The sequence below is a fragment of the Leifsonia williamsii genome (genome assembly GCF_030433685.1).
GTDB classification, from domain to species: domain Bacteria; phylum Actinomycetota; class Actinomycetes; order Actinomycetales; family Microbacteriaceae; genus Leifsonia; species Leifsonia williamsii.
In genome coordinates, this window is sequence record NZ_JAROCF010000001.1 from 3,000,948 (window position 1) to 3,019,938 (window position 18,991).

Consider the following 18,991-nt stretch of genomic DNA (forward strand, 5'->3'; position numbering starts at 1 on the left):
CTACGACGCGCACCCGCACGGGGTCAGGGGGCCGTGTTCGGAAGTAGCATTCTCTCGATGAGCGCGACGATCCCGACCCCGTACGAAGACCTGCTGCGCGATGTCCTCGCGACCGGCAGCCGCAAGTCCGACCGCACCGGCACCGGGACGCGCAGCGTCTTCGGCCGTCAGCTGCGGTTCGACCTCGCCGAGGGGTTCCCCCTCATCACGACCAAGCGCGTCCACTTCAAGTCGATCGCGTACGAGCTGCTGTGGTTCCTCCGCGGCGACAGCAACGTCCGCTGGCTGCAGGAGAACGGCGTCAGCATCTGGGACGAGTGGGCCGACGAGAACGGCGAGCTCGGACCGGTCTACGGCGTCCAGTGGCGGTCGTGGCCGACCCCGGACGGCGGTCACATCGACCAGATCCAGCAGGTGATCGACACCCTCCGCCGCGACCCGGACTCCCGCCGCATCATCGTGTCGGCCTGGAACGTCGCCGAGATCCCGGACATGGCGCTCGCCCCCTGCCACGCCCTGTTCCAGTTCTACGTTGCCGACGGCAAGCTCTCGTGCCAGCTCTACCAGCGCAGCGCCGACCTGTTCCTCGGCGTGCCGTTCAACATCGCCAGCTACGCGCTCCTCACGATGATGGTCGCCCAGCAGGTCGGCCTCGAGCCCGGCGAGTTCGTCTGGACCGGCGGCGACTGCCACATCTACGAGAACCACATGGAGCAGGTCGCCGAGCAGCTCACGCGCGACCCGTTCCCGGCTCCCCGCCTCCGCTTCGCCCGCACGCCGGAGAGCATCTTCGACTACCGGTACGAGGACTTCGTCGTCGAGGACTACCAGCACCACCCGGCCATCCGCGCCGCCGTCGCCGTATGAGCGTCGCTCTCATCTGGGCGCAGGCCGACGACCGGGTGATCGGCGCCGGCGGCGTCATGCCGTGGCACCTGCCGGAGGACATGCGCCGCTTCCGCGCCCTGACCTCCGGCTCCCCGGTGGTGATGGGCAGGCGCACGTGGGAGTCGCTCCCCGAGCGCTTCCGCCCGCTGCCCGGCCGCCGCAACCTCGTCGTGACCCGGCAGCCCGGCTGGAGCTCCCCCGGCGCCGAGGTCGTGCACTCCGTCGAGGAGGCTCTGGCCGCCGAGCCCGCCGACGGCACCCTCTGGGTGATCGGAGGCGCCGAGCTCTACCGCCAGACCCTCCCGTCCGCCGACCGCATCGAGCTGACCGAGCTCGACCTCGCCGTCCCCGGCGACACCCGCGCCCCCGAGCCGGGCCCGGACTGGCACCCCGACCCGGCGTCCTCCCCGGAGTGGCTCACCGCCGAGAACGGCATCCGTTACCGGTTCACGACGCTGCGCCGCGACTGACCTAAAGCCCCGCCACCAGGTTCACGGTCGTCGCGAGGATCACCGACCCGAACAGGTACGACAGCAGCGTGTGCCGGAGGATCGCCCGGCGGATGTACGAACTGCTCACGTCCGTGTCCGACACCTGGAACGTCATCCCGAGCGTGAACGCCAGGTAGGCGAAGTCGCTGTACTGCGGCGGCTCGTCCTGGTTGAAGTCGATGCCGCCGTCCTTCAGGTAGTACATCCGCGCGTACCGCAGCGTGTAGAGCGTGTGGACGAGCAGCCACGACAGCGCGACGCTCACGACCGCGAGCAGGGCCACGACGAGCTGGCGGCCGCCCGACAGGTGCCGGGCGTCGACCACGATGTACACGACGGCGACGACGCTCGCGAGGCTGGCCAGGAGCAGCAGGAGGTCGCTGACGCGCCTCCCCGGGTCCTCCAGCGTCGCGTGCAACCGGGTCTCCGTCGCGTCGAGCCGCCAGACGCGCAACCACACCCACAGCACGTACACGATGCACGCGCCCGCCCAGCCCGCGATCACCGCGTAGCGCCACTCATCCGCCACGCCGACCACGACACCGGTCAGCACGCCGGCGCCGAGCGCCACCGCCATCCGCAGCCGCGACCTGCCGCGCCCGCGCTCCACCTCATCCGTCACACTCGGATGCTCGCACACCGCGCCGCCGGTGACGCTCGCCGCGCGCCGGTACGATCGGATCGTGACCACCGCCGCCTCGCCCCTCGCCGACCTCGACACCCCGGCCCTCCTCGCCGCCCGCGACGCCTTCTCGGCCGCGTACGACGAGCTGAAGGAGGCCCGCCTCACCCTCGACCTGACCCGCGGCAAGCCGTCGGCCGAGCAGCTCGACCTCTCGAACGACCTGCTCCACCTGCCCGACGGCGAGCACCGCGACGCGTCCGGTCTCGACCTGCGCAACTACGGCGGCGCCGAGGGGCTGCCCGAGCTGCGCGAGATGTTCTCCGACGCGCTGCGCGTGCCCGTCTCGCGCCTCCTCGCGCTCGGCAACTCCAGCCTCACCCTGATGCACGACACCATCGTGCAGGCGCTGCTGCACGGCGTCCCCGGCGGCGACGCGCCCTGGTCCAGCCGCCCGATCAGCTTCCTCGCGCCGGTGCCCGGCTACGACCGGCACTTCACGATCTGCGAGCGCTACGGCATCCGGCTGATCCCGGTGCCGACCAACGACGACGGGCCCGACGTGGAGGCCGTGGCCTCGCTGCTCGCCGCCGACGACTCGATCAAGGGCATGTGGTGCGTGCCCGTCTACTCCAACCCGACCGGCGCCGTCTACAGCGAGGAGGTCGTGCGCGCCCTCGTCTCGCTGCCCGCCGCCCCCGACTTCCGCCTGTTCTGGGACAACGCCTACGCCGTCCACCACCTCACCGACGAGCGGGCGGAGCCCATCGACGTGCTCGCGCTGGCCGCCGAGGCCGGCAACCCGGACCGCCCGCTGATCTTCGCCTCCACCTCGAAGGTCACCTACCCGGGCGCCGGCGTGGCGTTCGTCGGGGCGTCGGAGGCGAACATCGGCTGGTACAAGCACAACCTGTCGGCCCAGAGCATCGGCCCGGACAAGATCAACCAACTGCGCCACGTGCGGCTGCTCGAAGACGCCTCGGGTCTCGCGGAGCACATGGAGAAGCACCGCGCCATCCTCGCCCCCAAGTTCGACGCCGTCGACCGCGTGTTCCGCGAGCGGCTCACGCCGTGGGGTGCCGGCGCATGGACGGCGCCGAAGGGCGGCTACTTCGTCAGCCTCGACGTGCTGGAGGGCGCCGCGGCCCGCGCGGTCCAGCTCGCCAAGGAGGCCGGCATCGCGGTGACCCCGGCCGGCGCGACGTTCCCGTACGGCGACGACCCGCGCGACGCCAACATCCGCATCGCCCCGACCTTCCCGCCGCTCGGCGAGCTGACGACGGCACTGGAGGGGCTGTGCACGGCGATCCTGCTCGCGGAGGCGGAGACGCTGCTCGCCGCCCGGAGCTGACCGCCATGCAGGAGTCGCCGCACGAGTGGACCGTCCGCGCCAGCGTGGAGGCCGACTGGCGCGCCTACCGCGACCTGCGGCTCGAGATGCTGGCCGACACGCCGATGGCGTTCCTCGAGACCGTCGACGACGCCCGGCGTCACTCCGAGGAGCACTGGCGCCGCCGCGCCGCGAACGCCTCCCCGACCGGGCGGCTGTTCGCCGCGGTCGCGCCGGACGGCAGCTGGCTGGGCAGCATGGGCGGGTTCCAGGCGGTCGGCGCGCCGGATCCGCACCTCGTCGGCGTCTACGTCACGCCCGAGTTCCGTGGCCGCGCAACAGGGCTCACCGACGCACTGCTCGACGCGGTGATCGACTGGGCGCGCGGGCGCGGCGAACGCCTGCTCCTCGACGTGCACGAGGACAACGCGCCCGCCATCCGCTACTACGAGCGGCGCGGCTTCGCCTTCACCGGCCGGACGCAGCCGTACCCGCTCGACCGCAGCGCGAACGAGCGGGAGATGGCGCTGCCGCTCGGCTGAGCCGCCGGGCGGCAGCGACTCCGCCACCGGGGTCGGACTAGACCTCGCCGAAGCCGGTCTCGACCAGAGCGACCAGAGCGTCCACGGCTGCGCGGCCCTCCGGGTCGTCCGAGGCGATCTTCGCCGTCGCGCCCGCGATGAGGCCGAGCGACATGACGCCGAGGAGGCTCTTGGCGTCCTTGCCGTTGACGGTCACCTTCGCCGGGAACGTGTTGGCGAGCTTGACGAAGTCGGCCGCGGGTCGCGCGTGCAACCCCTGCGGGTTGCGCACCAGCACCTCGCGCTCGTACCGCCCGCCGGTCTGCTCCGCGGCCGGAGGGGTGGAGACGGGCGCGCTCTGCGCCTCCTCCCCCGCCCACGCCGTCCGCGCCCCCTCGGCCGCCGAGGCGACGCCGGCCAGGTCGGCGCCGGTCTCCGCCGCGACCGCCGCCGCGACGCCGCCCTCGACGAAGGGGACGTCGACCACGCGCACGCGGGCGCGCTCGTCCTCCGGCAGCATGTCGAGAACGGTCTCGGCGGTGAGCAGCGCCGAGCCGAGGTCGCTGATCACGACGACGCCGGCGCCGGTGTCGGCCTCGCCGACCGCCGCCATCACCTTGGTGAAGCTCGTGCCGATGCCGCCGTCGTCCGTCCCGCCCGCGGCGAGCAGCCGGACGCCCGGCGCCATCTGCCCGGCGAGGGCGACGGCGCCGGCGGCCAGCTGCTCGCTGTGCGAGACGAGGACGAGGCCGACCCTGTCGGTCATCCCGTGACCTCCGCCGCGGCGCGCAGGAGCAGTGCGGTCGACTGGGCCCCGGGGTCGCGGTGACCGGCCGACCGCTCGCCGAGGTAGCTGGCGCGGCCCTTGCGGGCGACCAGCGGCTCGGTGGCGACGGCGCCCTGCTCGGCCGCGTCCGCGGCCGCCACCAGGATGTCGTGCGGCGACGCTCCGCCCTCCTGCGCGGCGGCCGCGGCGTCGACCGCGGGTGTCCAGGCGTCGACCATCGTCTTGTCGCCCGGCTCGGCCTTGCCGCGGGACACGATCCCGTCGCGCGCCGCCCTGAGCATCGCCACGAGCGTCGCTCCGTCGATCTCGTCGGCCGCGCCCGCCGGCTCGGCCGCCTTGAGGAAGGCCGTGCCGTAGAGCGGGCCGGAGGCGCCGCCCACCGTCGAGATCAGCGTCATGGCGATCGAGCGGAAGGCCGCTCCCGGGTTCGAGCCCTCCGGGAGGCCGTCGAGCGCGGTGACGGCCGCGCGCACGCCGCGGTCCATGTTCTCGCCGTGGTCGCCGTCGCCGATCTCCCGGTCGAGGGTGTTCAGCTCCTGCTTGTGCTCGCCGATGGCCGCCGCAGCGGCGGTCATCCAGGCCCGCACCCAGTCCGTGTCCAGCGTCATCGACGCGTCCTTCCTCTCAGCTCCGGTGGTCTCGGTCTGCGCCGTCAGAGTCCCCAGCGGAGCGCGGCGGTGTGCACCGGCGCGTCCCACAGGGCGGTCAGCTCGTCGTCCAGCTTCAGCACCGAGATGGAGGCGCCCTGCATCTCCAGCGAGGTGACGTAGCTGCCGACCAGCGACCGCGACAGCGTGATGCCGCGTTCGTCGAGGATCTCGGCGGCACGGCGGAACAGGATGTACAGCTCCGACAGCGGGGTTCCCCCCATCCCGTTGACGAAGAGGAGCACCTGGTCGCCGGACGCGAACGGCAGGTCGCCGAGGACCGCCTCCATCATCCGGTCCACCAGCCGGTCCGCCGGCTCGAGCTTGATCCGCTCGCGCCCCGGCTCGCCGTGGATGCCGACGCCGAACTCGATCTCGTCCTCGGGGAGGACGAAGCCCGGCTGGCCGGCGTGCGGCACCGTGCCGTCGGTGAGCGCGAGACCGATCGAGCGCACGTTCGCGTTGACGCGCTCGGCGACCGCCGTGACGGCGTCCAGGTCGTCTCCGCGCTCGGCGGCGGCGCCCGCGATCTTCTCGACCAGCACCGTGCCGGCGACGCCGCGCCGGCCCGCGGTGTAGAGCGAGTCCTGCACGGCCACGTCGTCGTTCGTGACGACCGAGCGCACCTGGATGCCCTCCGCCCCGACCAGGTCGGCGGCCGTCTCGAAGTTGAGGACGTCGCCGGTGTAGTTCTTGACGATGTGGAGCACGCCTGCACCGCCGTCGGCGGCCTTGGTCGCCTCCACGATCGGTATCGGGGTCGGCGAGGTGAACACCTCGCCCGGGACGGCCGCGTCCAGCATGCCCCTGCCGACGAAGCCGGCATGGAGGGGCTCATGGCCGCTGCCGCCGCCGCTGACCAGGCCGACCTTGCCGCTGACCGGGCCGTCGGCCCGCGCCACGAATTTCGGATCCTGCGACACCCTCACGATGTCGGCGTGAGCACGGCCGAACCCCGCGAGGGACTCGGTCACGACGTCGGGCACGTCGTTGATGAGCTTCTTCATCGAAACCCTTCCTTCCATCCCGGTGGGTCCACCCCACCGTGTCAGTGCGTCGCCGCCACCCACTCGTCGAGCTTCGCGGCCGCAGCCCCGGAGTCGATGGCCTGGGCGGCGACCGCCATGTGCGAACGGAACCGATCCAGGATGGACTCCTGGACCCTCGACGGGTCGGACGCGAGCTCGTACGACACGAGCCCGGCCGCCGCGTTGAGCAGGACGATGTCGCGCACGGGACCCTCTTCGCCCGCGAGCACGGCACGCACGACCGCCGCGTTGTACGCGGCGTCCTTGCCGAGCAGGTCCTCGATCCGCGCCCGGGGCAGGCCCAGGTCGCGCGGATCGATGTCGTGCTCGGTGACGAGGCCCCTCGAGACCTCCCAGACGTGGCTGTGACCGGTGGTCGACAGCTCGTCGAGCCCGTCGTCGCCGCGGAAGACCAGCGCGGTGGCGCCGCGGGTCTGGAACACGCCGACGATGAGCGGGATGCGGTCGAGCGTCGCGACGCCGACCGCCGACGCCTCCGGCCGCGCCGGGTTGCACAGCGGGCCGAGGTAGTTGAAGACCGTGGGGACGCCGAGCTGCGACCGCACGGGCCCGGCGTTCGCGAACCCGGGGTGGAACGCGCTCGCGAAGGCGAACGTGATGCCGGTGCGCTGCAGCACCTCCGCCACCCGCTCCGGCGGCAGCGTCAGGTCGATGCCGAGCGCGGCCAGCACGTCGGATGACCCCGACGACGAGCTCGCCGCCCGATTGCCGTGCTTGATCACGGGCACGCCGGTGGCCGCGGCGATGATGGAGGCCGTCGTCGACACGTTCACCGTGCCGAACCGGTCCCCGCCGGTGCCGACGATGTCGAGCGCCATCGGGTCCACCGGCAGCGGGACGGCGTGGTCGAGGATGGCGTCGCGGAAGCCGACGATCTCGTCGACCGTCTCGCCCTTGGCCCGCAGAGCGACCAGGAACGCCGCCAGCTGGGCCTCCGTCGCCTCCCCCGTCATGACCTGGTCCATGGCCCACGCGGCGTCCGCGACGCTGAGGTCTTCGCCCGCGAGCAGGGCGGTGAGCACGGAGGACCAGGACTGGGATGGGGCCATGTCACGATCCTATGGGGAGCCGACACGCCACGGGGAGCACCCGTCCTGGCACCGCGCCACACGGCGCTAACCGGAATCAAGGCGGATTCAAGCCCCCCAGGTGAGAAAACCACGGCTTCTTTTCAGCCATAATGGGTTACGTGACGAGCACCTCAATTTCTCCCGCTGCGACCGCGCCGGCCATCAACCGGCCCAACGTCGTCGCCGTCGGCACGATCGTCTGGCTCGGCTCCGAGGTGATGTTCTTCGCGGGTCTCTTCGCGATCTACTTCACGCTCAAGTCGACCTCTCCCGATCTGTGGGCGGCGGAGACCCAGCACCTGAACATCCCCTACTCGCTGACGAACACGATCATCCTGGTCGCCAGTTCGTTCACCTGCCAGTTCGGGGTGTTCGCGGCCGAGCGCCTGCAGCCGCGCCGCACGGGCTGGAGCCCGGCCAAGTGGGGGATGGTCGAGTGGTTCACGCTCTCGTACATCCTCGGCGCGATCTTCGTCTCCGGGCAGATCCTCGAGTACGCGACGCTGGTCTCCGAGGGCATCTCCCTCAGCTCCAACGCCTACGGTTCGGCGTTCTACCTGACCACCGGCTTCCACGGCCTGCACGTGACCGGCGGCCTCATCGCCTTCCTGCTCGTCATCGGCCGCGCGTTCGCGGTCAAGACCTTCGGCCACAAGGAGGCGACCAGCGCCATCGTCGTCTCCTACTACTGGCACTTCGTCGACGTCGTGTGGATCGGACTGTTCGCGGTCATCTACATCATCCGTTAGTAGAAACTCAGGAGCTGACCTCACCCCATGCGTCCCCGACTCTCCGGTAAAGCACCGAACGGCACCGCGGCGAAGCCCGTCCGCAAGACAGGCCGTCGTCACCCCATCGCCACGGTCGCGCTGCTCGTCGTCGGCCTCGGCCTCACCGGTGGCGCCTACGCCGCCGTCACCACCACGACCGCGTCCGCCGAGACGGCCCCCGCCGCCGCGTCGCAGGCCAGTGTCGACGAGGGCAAGAAGCTGTTCCAGGCCAACTGCGCCACCTGCCACGGCATGGAGGCCCAGGGCACCGAGGTCGCGCCCAGCCTGATCGGCGTCGGTGCGGCCTCCGTCGACTTCCAGGTCGGCACCGGCCGCATGCCGATGCAGATGCAGGGCCCGCAGGCCCAGGAGAAGCCGGTCCAGTTCACCGACGAGCAGGTCTCGGCCCTGGCCGACTACGTCGCCTCGCTCGCCCCCGGGCCCTCCATCCCCGAGCAGAAGTACCTCGACGGCAAGGGCGACGCCGCCCGCGGCGCCGAGCTCTTCCGCATCAACTGCGCGATGTGCCACAACGTCGCCGGCGCGGGTGGAGCGCTCACCGAGGGCAAGTACGCCCCGGCCCTCACCGGTGTCAGCGCCCAGCACATCTACGAGGCCATGATCACGGGCCCGCAGAACATGCCGGTGTTCAACGACCTGAACATCAACCCGCAGGGCAAGGCCGACATCATCACGTACCTCAAGTACATCGAGAACACCCCGTCCCCGGGTGGCTTCGAGCTGGGGAACCTCGGCCCGGTGGCCGAGGGCCTGTTCCTCTGGATCTTCGGCCTGGGCGCCATCGTCGCCCTCACCGTGTGGATCACGGCGAAGTCCAACTAGCCGGTACTCGAGCGTAGAAACAGCGTAAGAAGGAGAACAATGGCACAGGACGAGAACGGCGGTCACGAGCTGACGCCTGCTGGATCGTCAGCCGTCGAGGTGCACCGGTCCGGTGATGTCGGGACCGCGGTCGTCATCCGTGACGCCGTCGAGAACCCCGGCTTCCCGCCGCACCGCCCGCGGGTCACCGACCTCGACCCCAAGAAGGAGCGCCGCGCCGAGCGCACGGTCTACACGCTGTTCTACCTGTCGATCGTCGGCAGCGTCTGGGCCGTCGCGGCCTACCTGGCGTTCCCGATCAACGAGAGCGACATGGGCTCGGTCCGGCTGAACAACCTGTTCATCGGCATCGGCGGCGCGCTCGCCCTCCTCGCCATCGGCATCGGCGCCGTGCACTGGGGCAAGGCCCTCATGCACGAGAAGGAGGGCGTCGACCTCCGTCACCCCGTCCGCGGGACCGAGCAGACCACCGAGCGCGCGGCGGAGATCTTCCGCCAGGCCGACGAGGAGTCCGGCTTCAGCCGTCGCACGCTCGTGCGCAACAGCCTCATCGGCGCGCTGATCGCGTTCCCACTGCCCGCCGTCGTCCTGTTCCGCGGCCTCGCACCGCAGGGCGAGGATCCGGCCGAGCTGCTGGCGAACACCATGTGGAAGAAGGGCATCCGCCTCACCCGCGACCCCTCCGGCACCCCCATCAAGGCGTCGGACGTCACGCTCGGCTCCGCCTTCCACGTGATCCCCGAAGGGCTCAACGAGTCCGAGAACATGCTGGAGGAGAAGGCCAAGGCGGCCGTGCTCCTCATGCGCCTCAAGCCCGAGGACCTGCACGTCTCCAAGGGCCGCGAGAACTGGAACTACGACGGCATCGTCGCGTACTCCAAGATCTGCACGCACGTCGGCTGCCCGGTGGCGCTGTACGAGCAGCAGACCCACCACCTGCTCTGCCCGTGCCACCAGTCGCAGTTCGACATCACGCACGAGGCGCAGGTCATCTTCGGACCGGCGAAGCGACCCCTGCCGCAGCTGCCGATCACCGTTGACGCCGACGGTTACCTGGTCGCCCGCAGCGACTTCACCGAGCCCGTCGGCCCGAGCTTCTGGGAGCGTCATTGAGCACCACAGCCGCCGCACCCGCGGCAACCACGACGGCCTCGAAGGGCGGGTTCACGGCAGCGGCCGCGAACTACCTCGAGGACCGCACCAGCATCTCGGGCGCCGTCAAGGAGTTCGGACGCAAGATCTTCCCCGACCACTGGTCGTTCCTGCTGGGTGAGGTGGCGCTCTACAGCTTCATCGTCATCCTGCTCTCCGGCACCTTCCTGACGTTCTTCTTCCAGGCGTCGATGGCCGAGGTCGTGTACCACGGCTCGTACGTGCCGCTGAAGGGCATCCAGATGTCGGCGGCCATGGAGTCGACGCTCAACATCTCGTTCGAGGTGCGCGGCGGCCTCCTGGTCCGGCAGATCCACCACTGGGCGGCGCTGCTGTTCGTGGCGGCCATCGGCCTCCACATGCTCCGCATCTTCTTCACCGGCGCGTTCCGCAAGCCGCGCGAGCTCAACTGGGTGATCGGCTTCGTCCTGTTCATCCTCGCGATGGCCGAGGGCTTCACCGGCTACTCGCTGCCGGACGACCTGCTCTCGGGCAACGGCCTCCGCATCATCGACGGCCTGATCAAGGGCCTGCCGGTGGTCGGCACGTGGATCTCGTTCCTCCTCTTCGGCGGCGAGTTCCCGGGCACCGCGATCGTCGGCCGCCTGTACACGCTGCACATCCTTCTGCTCCCCGCGCTCGTGGTCGCGTTCATCGCGCTGCACCTGATGTTCGTGGTCATCCACAAGCACACGCAGTATGCGGCGCCGGGCCGGACGCAGGGCAACGTCGTCGGCTACCCCGTCCTCCCGGTGTACGCGGCGAAGGCCGGCGGCTTCTTCTTCATCGTGTTCGGTGTCGTCGTCCTGATGGCGTCGCTGTTCACGATCAACCCGATCTGGAACTACGGACCGTACGACCCCTCCCCGGTGTCGGCCGGTACCCAGCCCGACTGGTACATCGGCTTCGCGGACGGCGCACTGCGTCTCGTTCCGCCGGGCTGGGAGTTCGTCTGGCTGAACCGGACGTGGTCGTTCAACATCATCGTCCCGGTCGCGATCCTCGGCCTGTTCATCGTCACGGTGATGATCTACCCGTTCATCGAGGCGTGGATCACGGGCGACAAGCGCGAGCACCACATCCTGGACCGTCCGCGCAACGCGGCGACCCGTACGGCCATCGGCGCCGCCGGCGTCACGTTCTACGCGGTCTTCTGGGCGGCGGCGAGCTCGGACCTGATCGCGACGCACTTCAAGCTGACGATGGAGGGTGTCATCCACACCCTGCAGGCCCTGCTGTTCCTCGGCCCGCTGATCGCCTTCGTGGTGACGCGCCGCGTCTGCCTCGCGCTGCAGAAGAAGGACCGCTCCATCGCCCTCCACGGCTACGAGTCGGGCCGCATCGTGAAGCTCCCCGGCGGCGAGTTCATCGAGGTGCACGAGCAGCTCAGCGACTACGAGCGCTGGCGCCTGGTCAGCTTCGAGGCCTACGAGCCGCTGATGCTGCGCCCGAACAAGCGCGGCAAGATCACCGTGGGCAACCGGATGCGCGCGGGTCTCTCGCGCTGGTTCTTCGAGGACCGCATCCTGCCCCCGACCAGGGGCGAGCTCGAGTCGGGACACGGTCACCACTGACCTCTCCCGCCCTCGTGGAAGCGCCGGCCGCGTTCATCGCGCCGGCGCTTTCGCGTATCCGCAGACCTGCCCCTCCAGCGTCATGAGAGGACGTCCCCATGCCCGCGCTCCCTGCCGATCGCCTGAGCCGTCTCGCCTCCTGGCTGCGCTGTCCGGTGTGCGGGGAGGACCTCTCCCCCGTCGACCGGCTGACGCTGGGCTGCGAGAACGGCCACCGCCACGACGTCAACAAACGCGGGTACGTCTCGCTGCTCGGCGGCGGCTCGAAGCTGGCGGGCGACACGGCCGAGATGCTGGATGCGCGCGACGCCGTGCTGGAGAGCGGCGTCTACTCCCCCATCGCCGAGGCGGTCGCCGCGCGCGCGGTCGCTGCCCACGCGGAGACGCCGGTCGAGCGGGTTCTCGATGCGGGAGCCGGCACCGGCTACTACCTGCGGTCGACGCTGACCGCCCTCCCGGATGCCGACGGCCTGGCCATGGACCTCTCCCCCGCCGCCGTCGCACGCGCGGCGCGCCCGTCCGGTGCTGCCGAGGGACGGATCGATGGCCTGGTCGCCGACACCTGGCGCCCGCTCCCGATCCGGTCGGCCCTCTGCGACGTCGTTCTCGATGTGTTCGCCCCGCGCAATCTGCCCGAGTTCCACCGCGTCCTGCGCCCCGGAGGGTCTCTCATCGTCGTCGTTCCCCGCGCAGACCACCTGGCCGAGCTGCGTGCGGCAGGCACGATGCTCGACGTACCCGGCGACAAGGCGGAGGAGCTGATCGCCGCCTCAGCGCCGCTGTACGCCCTCCAGACGCGCGAACACGTCGCGGCCGACCTGCACCTCACTACCGAGGTGCGCGCTGCCCTGATCGCGATGGGACCCTCCGCCCACCACGCCGCCTCACGCGCCGCCGAGGACGCCGCGAGCATCACCGCCACGGAACTCCCGGACACCACGCACCTCTCCGTCGACGTGCTGCACCTGAGCGCGCGTCCCTGACTTACGATTCGTGTCCCTGTCGAGAACACGCACACCGACGCTATGGTGGCGCTAGAGCGGCGCGCGATGGAGCTGCGCCGAGGAGGGCGGTCACCATGAGCTCACTCATGGCGCAGTACGAGCTCACCGAGCGCCGTCGGCGACGCGTCGCCGGGCTCGTCGTGCTGGCGATCGTGGCCGGCCTCGGAGCCTGGCTCACGGTGCCGTACGGGATCGTCCTCATCCTCGCGGGTCAGTGGCCCGGCTGGATGCTGGTCGCGGTGGGAGCCATCGCTCTCCTCGGCTGCGCGGCCGCGATCGTCGCCGCCATCCGGATGCGCCGGCCTGTGGCGCCGCAGAGCCGGCCCGGCAAGCCGAACCCCGGCTTCGACGAGCCGGTCCCCTCCCAGGACCCGGTACCGGGCTACTCCTGGGGCGGTTCCTCCTTCATCGGTTCCCCCTGACTTGCCCGCCGAGGTTTTCGGCCAGGACATGCAGAAGGGGCCGCCTCCCGAAGGAGACGGCCCCTGGCAGCTGCGTGACTCAGCGGGCGAAGTAGCCGCGGTAGTACTCGTAGACCCAGCCGACGATGCAGATCAGGCTGAAGGCGACGCCGATGAAGCAGATCCAGAATCCGACGGCGAGGCCGAGGATCACGAGACCAGCGCCGAAGGCGAGGGACACCGGCCACCAGCTCCACGGGCTGAAGTGCCCGAGCTCCGGGTCGCCGTCGTCGATGTTGGCGTCGAGACGGTCCTCGGGCAGCTCGCCGCCCTGTGACGCGTGCGAGCGGCCGACGTAGAACGCCAGGAAGGCCGCGAGCACCGCGCTCAGGACGAGGGCGACCGTGCCCACCCACTCCACACGCTGGTGGAACGGGTCGAGCAGGTTCCAGATCGTGTAGACGATCGCGGAGAGGATGAAGAAGGCCGACAGGATCCAGAAGAGGATGGCATTTGCTCTCATGGGTTACTTCACCTCGTCGTTCGCGACATCGAGCACCGGGGCGTCCGGGGCGTCCTTGGCTCCACCGACGCCGACCGGGATCCCGGCCTCCGGGTGGTTCAGGTCGAACGCCGGCGACTCCGAACGGATGCGCGGGATCGACGTGAAGTTGTGCCGCGGCGGCGGGCAGCTGGTCGCCCACTCGAGCGAGCGGCCGTAGCCCCACGGGTCGTTGACCGTGACCTTGGGCGCGTTGCGGGCCGTCAGGTACACGTTCACGAAGAACGGGATCATCGAGATCGCGAGGATGCCGGCGCCGATGGACGAGATCTGGTTCATCCAGGTGAAGCCGTCGGAGGGCAGGTAGGTCGCGTACCGACGCGGCATGCCGACGACGCCCAGCCAGTGCTGCACGAGGAAGGTCGTGTGGAAGCCGATGAACAGCAGCCAGAAGTGCCACTTGCCCAGACGGTCGTTGAGCATCTTGCCCGTCCACTTCGGCCACCAGAAGTAGAAGCCGGCGAACATCGCGAACACGACGGTTCCGAAGACGACGTAGTGGAAGTGCGCCACGACGAAGTACGTGTCGGACACGTGGAAGTCGAGCGGCGGCGAGGCCAGGATGACGCCCGTCAGACCACCGAAGGTGAACGTGATCAGGAAGCCGATCGACCACAGCATGGGCGACTCGAAGGTGAGCGAGCCCCGCCACATCGTGCCGACCCAGTTGAAGATCTTCACACCGGTCGGGACGGCGATCAGCATCGTCATCAGCGAGAACCACGGCAGGAGGACGCCGCCGGTGACGTACATGTGGTGAGCCCACACCGTCACGGACAGGGCGGCGATCGCGATCGTCGCGTAGATCAGCGTCTTGTACCCGAAGATCGGCTTGCGGCTGAACACCGGGAAGATCTCGGAGACGATGCCGAAGAACGGCAGCGCGATGATGTACACCTCGGGATGGCCGAAGAACCAGAACAGGTGCTGCCAGAGCAGCGCACCGCCGTTGGCCGGGTCGTAGATGTGGGCGTCGAAGACGCGGTCGGCGGCCAGCGCGAACATCGCGGCGGCGAGTACCGGGAAGGCCATCAGCACGAGGATCGAGGTCACCAGGGTGTTCCAGGTGAAGATCGGCATGCGGAACATGGTCATGCCCGGTGCGCGCATCGTGATGATCGTGGTGATGAAGTTCACGCCACCGAGGATGGTGCCGAAGCCCGACAGGCCGAGGCCGAGCACCCAGAGGTTACCGCCGATGCCTGGCGAGAACGTCGTGCTCGACAGCGGTGTGTAGGCGAACCAGCCGAAGGACGCGGCGCCCTGCGGGGTGAGGAAGCCGGCCACCGCGATCAGCGAGCCGAAGGAGTAGAACCAGTACGCCAGCGCGTTCAGTCGCGGGAAGGCGACGTCGGGGGCGCCGATCTGCAGCGGCATGAGCACATTGGCGAAGCCGGCGAAGAGCGGCGTCGCGAACATCAGCAGCATGATCGTGCCGTGCATGGTGAACAGCTGGTTGTACTGCTCCTTGGTGGCCACCACCTGCAGGCCCGGCTCGAACAGCTGGGCCCGGATGATGAGGGCCATCACGCCACCGATGAGGAAGTAGACGAACGACGAGACGAGGTACATGTACCCGATCGTCTTGTGGTCCGTCGACGTGATGTAGTTCACGAGGATGTTGCCCTTGCGCTCCACTCCGTTGGCGGAGAGGATCGTGGGCCTCGGCGTGGGCGCCGCGGTCGCGCCGGGTGCCGGTGCAGTCGTCGTCATGATCTGTCCTACTCGTTACCCGGGGTCACTCGTCGCCCTTGGGGGCGCCCGTGCCAGGCAGGTTGCTGTTGCGGTCGTACTCGGAGCCCAGCTGGCCCTCGTAGCCTCGGTCGCGCAGGCTCTGGATGTGGGCGTCGTACTCGTCCTGCGACACGATCTTCACGTTGAAGAGCATCGCCGAGTGGTACTCACCGCAGAGCTCGGCGCACTTGCCGACGAAGGTGCCGGTGCGGCCCGTCGTCTCGAAGTACATGTAGTTGGTCTTGCCCGGGATGACGTCCTTCTTGTAGAGCATCGCCGGCACCCAGAAGGAGTGGATCACGTCGCGCGAGTCCAGCTGGATCTGGATCGTCTTGTTCTCGGGGAGGTACAGGGTCGGGATCTCGCCCTCCTGCACCGAGCCGGGGGTGGCGCTGTTGTCGTCCGGCTGCACCTGCACGCCCGGGTCGTAGACGTTGTCGTCCACGTAGTTGAAGTCCCACGCCCACTGCTTGGCGTAGACCTGGATCTTGAGGTCCGGGTTCTTGTACGGCGTCTCGATCTCGGCCTGGTCGCGCGCGGTGAAGGCGAAGAAGCCGAGCACCAGGATCAGCGGCACGATCGTGTAGAAGATCTCGATCGGCATGTTGTACCGCAGCTGGACCGGGAGGCCGGTCTGCCCCTTGCGGCGGCGGTAGACGATGACCGCCCACAGGATCAGGCCCCAGACGATGAGGCCGACGATCAGCAGGACGATCCAGCTGGTCACCCAGAGGCCGCTGATCCGCTCGGTGTGGTTGGTGACGGGCTGCTCGCCCTCCACGAAGCCGGGCAGGAATCCGTGCAGCTGGGCCTGGGTGCATCCCGCGAGCACGATGACGAGTGTCGCTGCGATCGGGATGGCTGCCCATCGAAGACGGCGATTGTGACGCACCGGTGACCTTTCGAGTGACTCTTGGACGGTTCACAGCCACACGTGGGTGACTGCTTCTACCCTACTCCGACTGAGCACCCGATCCGAACACGACGGGCCGCCCACGAGGGGCGGCCCGAAGTGATTCCGTGTGCTATGAGAGCGTCAGTGGAACGAGTCCCCACAGGCGCACGAGCCCGTCGCGTTGGGGTTGTCGATCGTGAAGCCCTGCTTCTGGATCGTGTCCTCGAAGTCGATCGTCGCGCCGTCCAGGTAGGGCACGCTCATCTTGTCGACGATGACCTCGACGCCGTCGAAGTCGACGGTGGCGTCGCCGTCGAGCATGCGCTCGTCGAAGTACAGCTGGTAGATCAGGCCGGAGCAGCCGCCGGGCTGCACGGCGACGCGGAGACGCAGGTCGTCGCGGCCCTCCTGCTCGAGCAGGCTCCTGACCTTGCCTGCTGCGGCGTCGGTCAGGCCGACGCCGTGGGCCTTGGTCGCGGTGAGCGTTGTGTCGGTCATGGGACTCCAATACGGATGCGTTGGGGACTCCGGTGCGGAGTCAGAAGGATTGTACGTCGGTTTTCCGGAAACGTGCCGTGTGCGCTGCGCGGTTCAGCTCGCGCGGCCGTCGAGGCGCGCGAGCAGCAGCGCCTCGGTCAGCGCGGCGCGCTTGAACACCCCGAGGTGGAGCGACTCGTTCGGGCTGTGCGCGCGCGTGTCGGGGTCCTCCACGCCGGTCACGAGGATCTGCGCCTCCGGGAACTCGCGGACGAGGTCGGCGATGAACGGGATGGAGCCGCCGATGCCGGTCTCGACCGCCTCCGTGCCCCACGCGTCGGCCATGGCGTGCTTGGCCTCGACGGCCGCCCAGCCGGTCGTGTCCACGAGGAACGGGTCGCCGAGGTCGACGTCGCTGATCTCGATGTGCGCGCCGAACGGGGCGTGCGCGCGGAGGTGCCGCTCCAGCGCCGCGTACGCGTCCGCGGCCGGCTGACCGGGTGCGACGCGCGCGCTGACGCGGACGGCCACGCTCGGCAGCAGCGTGTTGGAGGCGTTGGCGACGCTGGGTGCGTCGATGCCGGTGATGGTCACGGTGGGCTTGTCCCACATCCGGGACAGGATCGGGCCGGTGCCGATCGGCGTCACGCCCTCGAGCAGGGCGGCGTCGGTACGGAACTGCTCCTCGCTCAGCTCCGGCGGCTCCTGGCCGCTGTCGTAGGAGAGGAAGCCGTCGACCGCGACGGAGCCGTCGTCGTCGTGCAGCGTCGCGAGCAGCTTCATCGCGGCGAGCATGGCGTCGGGAGCGGCGCCGCCGTACATCCCCGAGTGGGAGGCGTGCGCGAGGGTGGAGACGGTCAGCTTGAAGGTGACGTTGCCCCGCAGGGAGACGGTGAGGCCGGGGGTCTCGGTGTCGACGTTGTCGGAGTCGGCGACGATGATGACGTCGGCGGCCAGCGCCTCCTTGTTCTCCGCGAGGAAGTTCGCGAAGGAGCGGGAGCCGAACTCCTCCTCCCCCTCGATGAACACCGCGAGGCCGAGGTCGAAGTCGGTGCCCAGCGCCTCCACGAGCGCCCGGACGGCGGCGACATGCGCCATGACGCCCGCCTTGTCGTCGGCGGCGCCGCGGCCGTACAGCCGGTCGCCACGGACGGTGGGCTCGAACGGTGCGGTCTCCCAGTTCGCCGCGTCGCCCTGCGGCTGCACGTCGTGGTGCGCATAGAGGAGGACGGTCGGGCGGCCGTTCTTCGCGGCACGGGTGGCGAGCACGGCGGGCTGACCCAGCTCGGAGCCGCGGATCGGCGCCTGCTTCACGGTCACGCTCTCGAAGGCGCCGGTCGCCTCGAACAGCGCGGCGACCGCCTCCGCGCTCTCACGCACGTGCTCCGGGTCGTAGGCCGCCCAGGAGACGGAGGGGATGCGGACCAGCCGGGACAGGTCGGCGAAGGCGGCGGGCAGGCCCGCCTCCAGCGCTTCCCTGACGCGGACCTCGGTGTCGCTCTGATCGGTGACGGGAGTCGGCTGCGAGTCTGTCATGCGGGTAATCTTAAGCGGACCCCACAACCGAAGGCTGACCGTTGGCGAAACGACAGAACCCGGAGACCGAGGCGCAGACGCCCGTCGCCGAGACCCCAGAAGAAACGGCCGAGCGGCTCAGGCAGGGCAAGAACGCCCCGACGCCGAGCCGCCGTGAGCAGGAGGCCGCCCGCAAGCGGCCGCTCGTGCCGAACGACCGCAAGGAGGCGGCCCGTCAGGCGCGGGTGAAGACGCAGGAGGCCCGCGAGAAGGCCCGCGTCGGCATGGCGAACGGCGACGAGCGCTACCTGACCCAGCGCGACCGCGGCCCGCAGCGCCGCTACGTGCGCGACTATGTCGACGCCCGGTTCTCCATCGGCGAGTTCCTGATCCCCGTGATGCTCGTCGTCATCGTGCTCAGCTTCCTGCCGTGGGCGTTCCTGCAGGTGTGGGCGCTGTTCGCGCTGTGGGGCTTCTTCCTCATCGCGGTCATCGACTGCATCATCCTCGGCTTCATCGTGACGCGCCGCATCGGCGACAAGTTCGGCAAGACCAAGGTCGAGCGCGGGCTGCGCTGGTACGCGGCCATGCGCGCGCTGCAGCTGCGCGTCATGCGCCTGCCGAAGCCGCAGGTCAAGCGCGGCCAGTACCCGAGCTGA

General features: G+C 69.8%; 21 protein-coding genes. 11 read left to right on the plus strand and 10 right to left on the minus strand.

The features are described 5' to 3' along the window. Positions 1-57: 57 nt before the first annotated feature. Together P5G50_RS14135 and P5G50_RS14140 are read left to right on the plus strand one after the other, a co-directional pair. The gene (locus P5G50_RS14135) at positions 58-867 is read left to right on the plus strand and encodes a thymidylate synthase (protein WP_301208218.1); all 810 of its coding nucleotides are present in this window, start codon (positions 58-60) and stop codon (positions 865-867) included. Next, a complete protein-coding gene (locus tag P5G50_RS14140; RefSeq protein WP_301208217.1) occupies positions 864-1,358 on the plus strand; it encodes a dihydrofolate reductase in 495 nt (164 codons plus the stop codon). The genes P5G50_RS14135 and P5G50_RS14140 overlap by 4 nt, the downstream gene beginning before the upstream one ends. Before the next feature lies 1 nt (position 1,359). On the opposite strand, the gene P5G50_RS14145 is transcribed toward P5G50_RS14140, so the two are convergent. After that, a complete protein-coding gene (locus P5G50_RS14145; RefSeq protein WP_363319475.1) occupies positions 1,360-2,070 on the minus strand; it encodes a DUF1345 domain-containing protein in 711 nt (236 codons plus the stop codon). Between P5G50_RS14145 and P5G50_RS14150 the strand changes: the two genes are divergently transcribed. Together P5G50_RS14150 and P5G50_RS14155 are read left to right on the plus strand one after the other, a co-directional pair. Beyond that, positions 2,063-3,352 carry an aspartate aminotransferase type Ic gene (locus P5G50_RS14150; RefSeq protein WP_301208216.1) on the plus strand — a complete coding sequence of 430 codons (1,290 nt, stop codon included), beginning with the start codon at positions 2,063-2,065 and terminating at the stop codon, positions 3,350-3,352. The two genes, P5G50_RS14145 and P5G50_RS14150, sit on opposite strands and share 8 nt — an antisense overlap. Positions 3,353-3,357: 5 nt before the next feature. After that, on the plus strand, positions 3,358-3,873 hold the full coding sequence (locus P5G50_RS14155; protein ID WP_301208215.1) for a GNAT family N-acetyltransferase: 516 nt from the start codon (positions 3,358-3,360) through the stop codon (positions 3,871-3,873). Positions 3,874-3,910: 37 nt separating this feature from the next. On the opposite strand, the gene dhaM is transcribed toward P5G50_RS14155, so the two are convergent. The 4 genes from dhaM to trpD are packed head-to-tail and all read right to left on the minus strand — an operon-like array spanning position 3,911 to position 7,384. Continuing rightward, on the minus strand, positions 3,911-4,618 hold the full coding sequence (gene dhaM / locus P5G50_RS14160) for a dihydroxyacetone kinase phosphoryl donor subunit DhaM (protein ID WP_301208214.1): 708 nt from the start codon (positions 4,616-4,618) through the stop codon (positions 3,911-3,913). After that, positions 4,615-5,247, minus strand: a complete 633-nt coding sequence (gene dhaL, locus P5G50_RS14165; protein WP_301208213.1) for a dihydroxyacetone kinase subunit DhaL — start codon at positions 5,245-5,247, stop codon at positions 4,615-4,617. Before dhaL ends, dhaM begins: the two co-directional genes overlap by 4 nt. 44 nt (positions 5,248-5,291) lie before the next feature. After that, complete coding sequence (dhaK, locus tag P5G50_RS14170; RefSeq protein ID WP_301208212.1) at positions 5,292-6,293, minus strand: dihydroxyacetone kinase subunit DhaK; 1,002 nt, start codon at positions 6,291-6,293, stop codon at positions 5,292-5,294. A 41-nt stretch (positions 6,294-6,334) separates the two neighbouring features. Continuing rightward, entirely contained in the window at positions 6,335-7,384 is a 1,050-nt protein-coding gene (gene trpD / locus P5G50_RS14175) for an anthranilate phosphoribosyltransferase (protein ID WP_301208211.1), read from the minus strand. Positions 7,385-7,515: 131 nt separating this feature from the next. Between trpD and ctaE the strand changes: the two genes are divergently transcribed. The 6 genes from ctaE to P5G50_RS14205 all read left to right on the plus strand — a co-directional run bounded on the left by ctaE (position 7,516) and on the right by P5G50_RS14205 (position 13,170). After that, positions 7,516-8,154 carry an aa3-type cytochrome oxidase subunit III gene (ctaE, locus tag P5G50_RS14180; RefSeq protein ID WP_301208210.1) on the plus strand — a complete coding sequence of 213 codons (639 nt, stop codon included), beginning with the start codon at positions 7,516-7,518 and terminating at the stop codon, positions 8,152-8,154. 27 nt (positions 8,155-8,181) lie between these two features. Beyond that, on the plus strand, positions 8,182-9,018 hold the full coding sequence (gene qcrC / locus P5G50_RS14185) for a cytochrome bc1 complex diheme cytochrome c subunit (RefSeq protein ID WP_301208209.1): 837 nt from the start codon (positions 8,182-8,184) through the stop codon (positions 9,016-9,018). A gap of 39 nt (positions 9,019-9,057) precedes the next feature. After that, positions 9,058-10,131 carry a cytochrome bc1 complex Rieske iron-sulfur subunit gene (gene qcrA / locus P5G50_RS14190; RefSeq protein ID WP_301208208.1) on the plus strand — a complete coding sequence of 358 codons (1,074 nt, stop codon included), beginning with the start codon at positions 9,058-9,060 and terminating at the stop codon, positions 10,129-10,131. Further along, on the plus strand, positions 10,128-11,744 hold the full coding sequence (gene qcrB, locus P5G50_RS14195; protein ID WP_301208207.1) for a cytochrome bc1 complex cytochrome b subunit: 1,617 nt from the start codon (positions 10,128-10,130) through the stop codon (positions 11,742-11,744). Before qcrA ends, qcrB begins: the two co-directional genes overlap by 4 nt. Before the next feature lie 98 nt (positions 11,745-11,842). Further along, the gene (locus P5G50_RS14200; RefSeq protein WP_301208206.1) at positions 11,843-12,727 is read left to right on the plus strand and encodes a methyltransferase domain-containing protein; all 885 of its coding nucleotides are present in this window, start codon (positions 11,843-11,845) and stop codon (positions 12,725-12,727) included. 95 nt (positions 12,728-12,822) lie between these two features. Continuing rightward, positions 12,823-13,170, plus strand: coding sequence for a phage holin family protein (locus tag P5G50_RS14205; protein WP_301208205.1), 348 nt, complete (start codon positions 12,823-12,825; stop codon positions 13,168-13,170). 79 nt (positions 13,171-13,249) lie between these two features. On the opposite strand, the gene P5G50_RS14210 is transcribed toward P5G50_RS14205, so the two are convergent. The 5 genes from P5G50_RS14210 to P5G50_RS14230 all read right to left on the minus strand — a co-directional run bounded on the left by P5G50_RS14210 (position 13,250) and on the right by P5G50_RS14230 (position 18,353). Then, positions 13,250-13,672 (minus strand): cytochrome c oxidase subunit 4, encoded by a 423-nt coding sequence (locus P5G50_RS14210; protein ID WP_301208204.1) that lies wholly within the window; start codon positions 13,670-13,672, stop codon positions 13,250-13,252. 3 nt (positions 13,673-13,675) lie between these two features. Beyond that, positions 13,676-15,424 (minus strand): aa3-type cytochrome oxidase subunit I, encoded by a 1,749-nt coding sequence (ctaD, locus tag P5G50_RS14215; protein ID WP_301208203.1) that lies wholly within the window; start codon positions 15,422-15,424, stop codon positions 13,676-13,678. A 25-nt stretch (positions 15,425-15,449) separates the two neighbouring features. After that, a complete protein-coding gene (gene ctaC, locus P5G50_RS14220) occupies positions 15,450-16,337 on the minus strand; it encodes an aa3-type cytochrome oxidase subunit II (RefSeq protein ID WP_301208202.1) in 888 nt (295 codons plus the stop codon). Between the two features lie 144 nt (positions 16,338-16,481). Beyond that, the gene (erpA, locus tag P5G50_RS14225) at positions 16,482-16,838 is read right to left on the minus strand and encodes an iron-sulfur cluster insertion protein ErpA (RefSeq protein WP_301208201.1); all 357 of its coding nucleotides are present in this window, start codon (positions 16,836-16,838) and stop codon (positions 16,482-16,484) included. A 93-nt stretch (positions 16,839-16,931) separates the two neighbouring features. Next, positions 16,932-18,353, minus strand: coding sequence for a dipeptidase (locus tag P5G50_RS14230; protein ID WP_301208200.1), 1,422 nt, complete (start codon positions 18,351-18,353; stop codon positions 16,932-16,934). Positions 18,354-18,394: 41 nt separating this feature from the next. Here P5G50_RS14230 and P5G50_RS14235 point away from each other — a divergent pair, with 41 nt between their 5' ends. Then, positions 18,395-18,991, plus strand: coding sequence for a DUF3043 domain-containing protein (locus tag P5G50_RS14235; protein ID WP_301208199.1), 597 nt, complete (start codon positions 18,395-18,397; stop codon positions 18,989-18,991).

What these genes read in the sequence shown, in the direction of transcription:
- P5G50_RS14135 (WP_301208218.1), top strand. Translation starts at nt 58, where the DNA reads ATGAGCGCGACGATCCCGACCCCGTACGAAGACCTGCTGCGCGATGTC.
- dhaK (WP_301208212.1), bottom strand. Translation starts at nt 6,293, where the DNA reads ATGAAGAAGCTCATCAACGACGTGCCCGACGTCGTGACCGAGTCCCTC.
- P5G50_RS14230 (WP_301208200.1), bottom strand. Translation starts at nt 18,353, where the DNA reads ATGACAGACTCGCAGCCGACTCCCGTCACCGATCAGAGCGACACCGAG.
- P5G50_RS14210 (WP_301208204.1), bottom strand. Translation starts at nt 13,672, where the DNA reads ATGAGAGCAAATGCCATCCTCTTCTGGATCCTGTCGGCCTTCTTCATC.
- qcrA (WP_301208208.1), top strand. Translation starts at nt 9,058, where the DNA reads ATGGCACAGGACGAGAACGGCGGTCACGAGCTGACGCCTGCTGGATCG.
- erpA (WP_301208201.1), bottom strand. Translation starts at nt 16,838, where the DNA reads ATGACCGACACAACGCTCACCGCGACCAAGGCCCACGGCGTCGGCCTG.
- qcrC (WP_301208209.1), top strand. Translation starts at nt 8,182, where the DNA reads ATGCGTCCCCGACTCTCCGGTAAAGCACCGAACGGCACCGCGGCGAAG.
- P5G50_RS14140 (WP_301208217.1), top strand. Translation starts at nt 864, where the DNA reads ATGAGCGTCGCTCTCATCTGGGCGCAGGCCGACGACCGGGTGATCGGC.
- dhaM (WP_301208214.1), bottom strand. Translation starts at nt 4,618, where the DNA reads ATGACCGACAGGGTCGGCCTCGTCCTCGTCTCGCACAGCGAGCAGCTG.
- dhaL (WP_301208213.1), bottom strand. Translation starts at nt 5,247, where the DNA reads ATGACGCTGGACACGGACTGGGTGCGGGCCTGGATGACCGCCGCTGCG.
- trpD (WP_301208211.1), bottom strand. Translation starts at nt 7,384, where the DNA reads ATGGCCCCATCCCAGTCCTGGTCCTCCGTGCTCACCGCCCTGCTCGCG.
- P5G50_RS14200 (WP_301208206.1), top strand. Translation starts at nt 11,843, where the DNA reads ATGCCCGCGCTCCCTGCCGATCGCCTGAGCCGTCTCGCCTCCTGGCTG.
- P5G50_RS14205 (WP_301208205.1), top strand. Translation starts at nt 12,823, where the DNA reads ATGAGCTCACTCATGGCGCAGTACGAGCTCACCGAGCGCCGTCGGCGA.
- P5G50_RS14155 (WP_301208215.1), top strand. Translation starts at nt 3,358, where the DNA reads ATGCAGGAGTCGCCGCACGAGTGGACCGTCCGCGCCAGCGTGGAGGCC.
- ctaD (WP_301208203.1), bottom strand. Translation starts at nt 15,424, where the DNA reads ATGACGACGACTGCACCGGCACCCGGCGCGACCGCGGCGCCCACGCCG.
- ctaE (WP_301208210.1), top strand. Translation starts at nt 7,516, where the DNA reads ATGGGTTACGTGACGAGCACCTCAATTTCTCCCGCTGCGACCGCGCCG.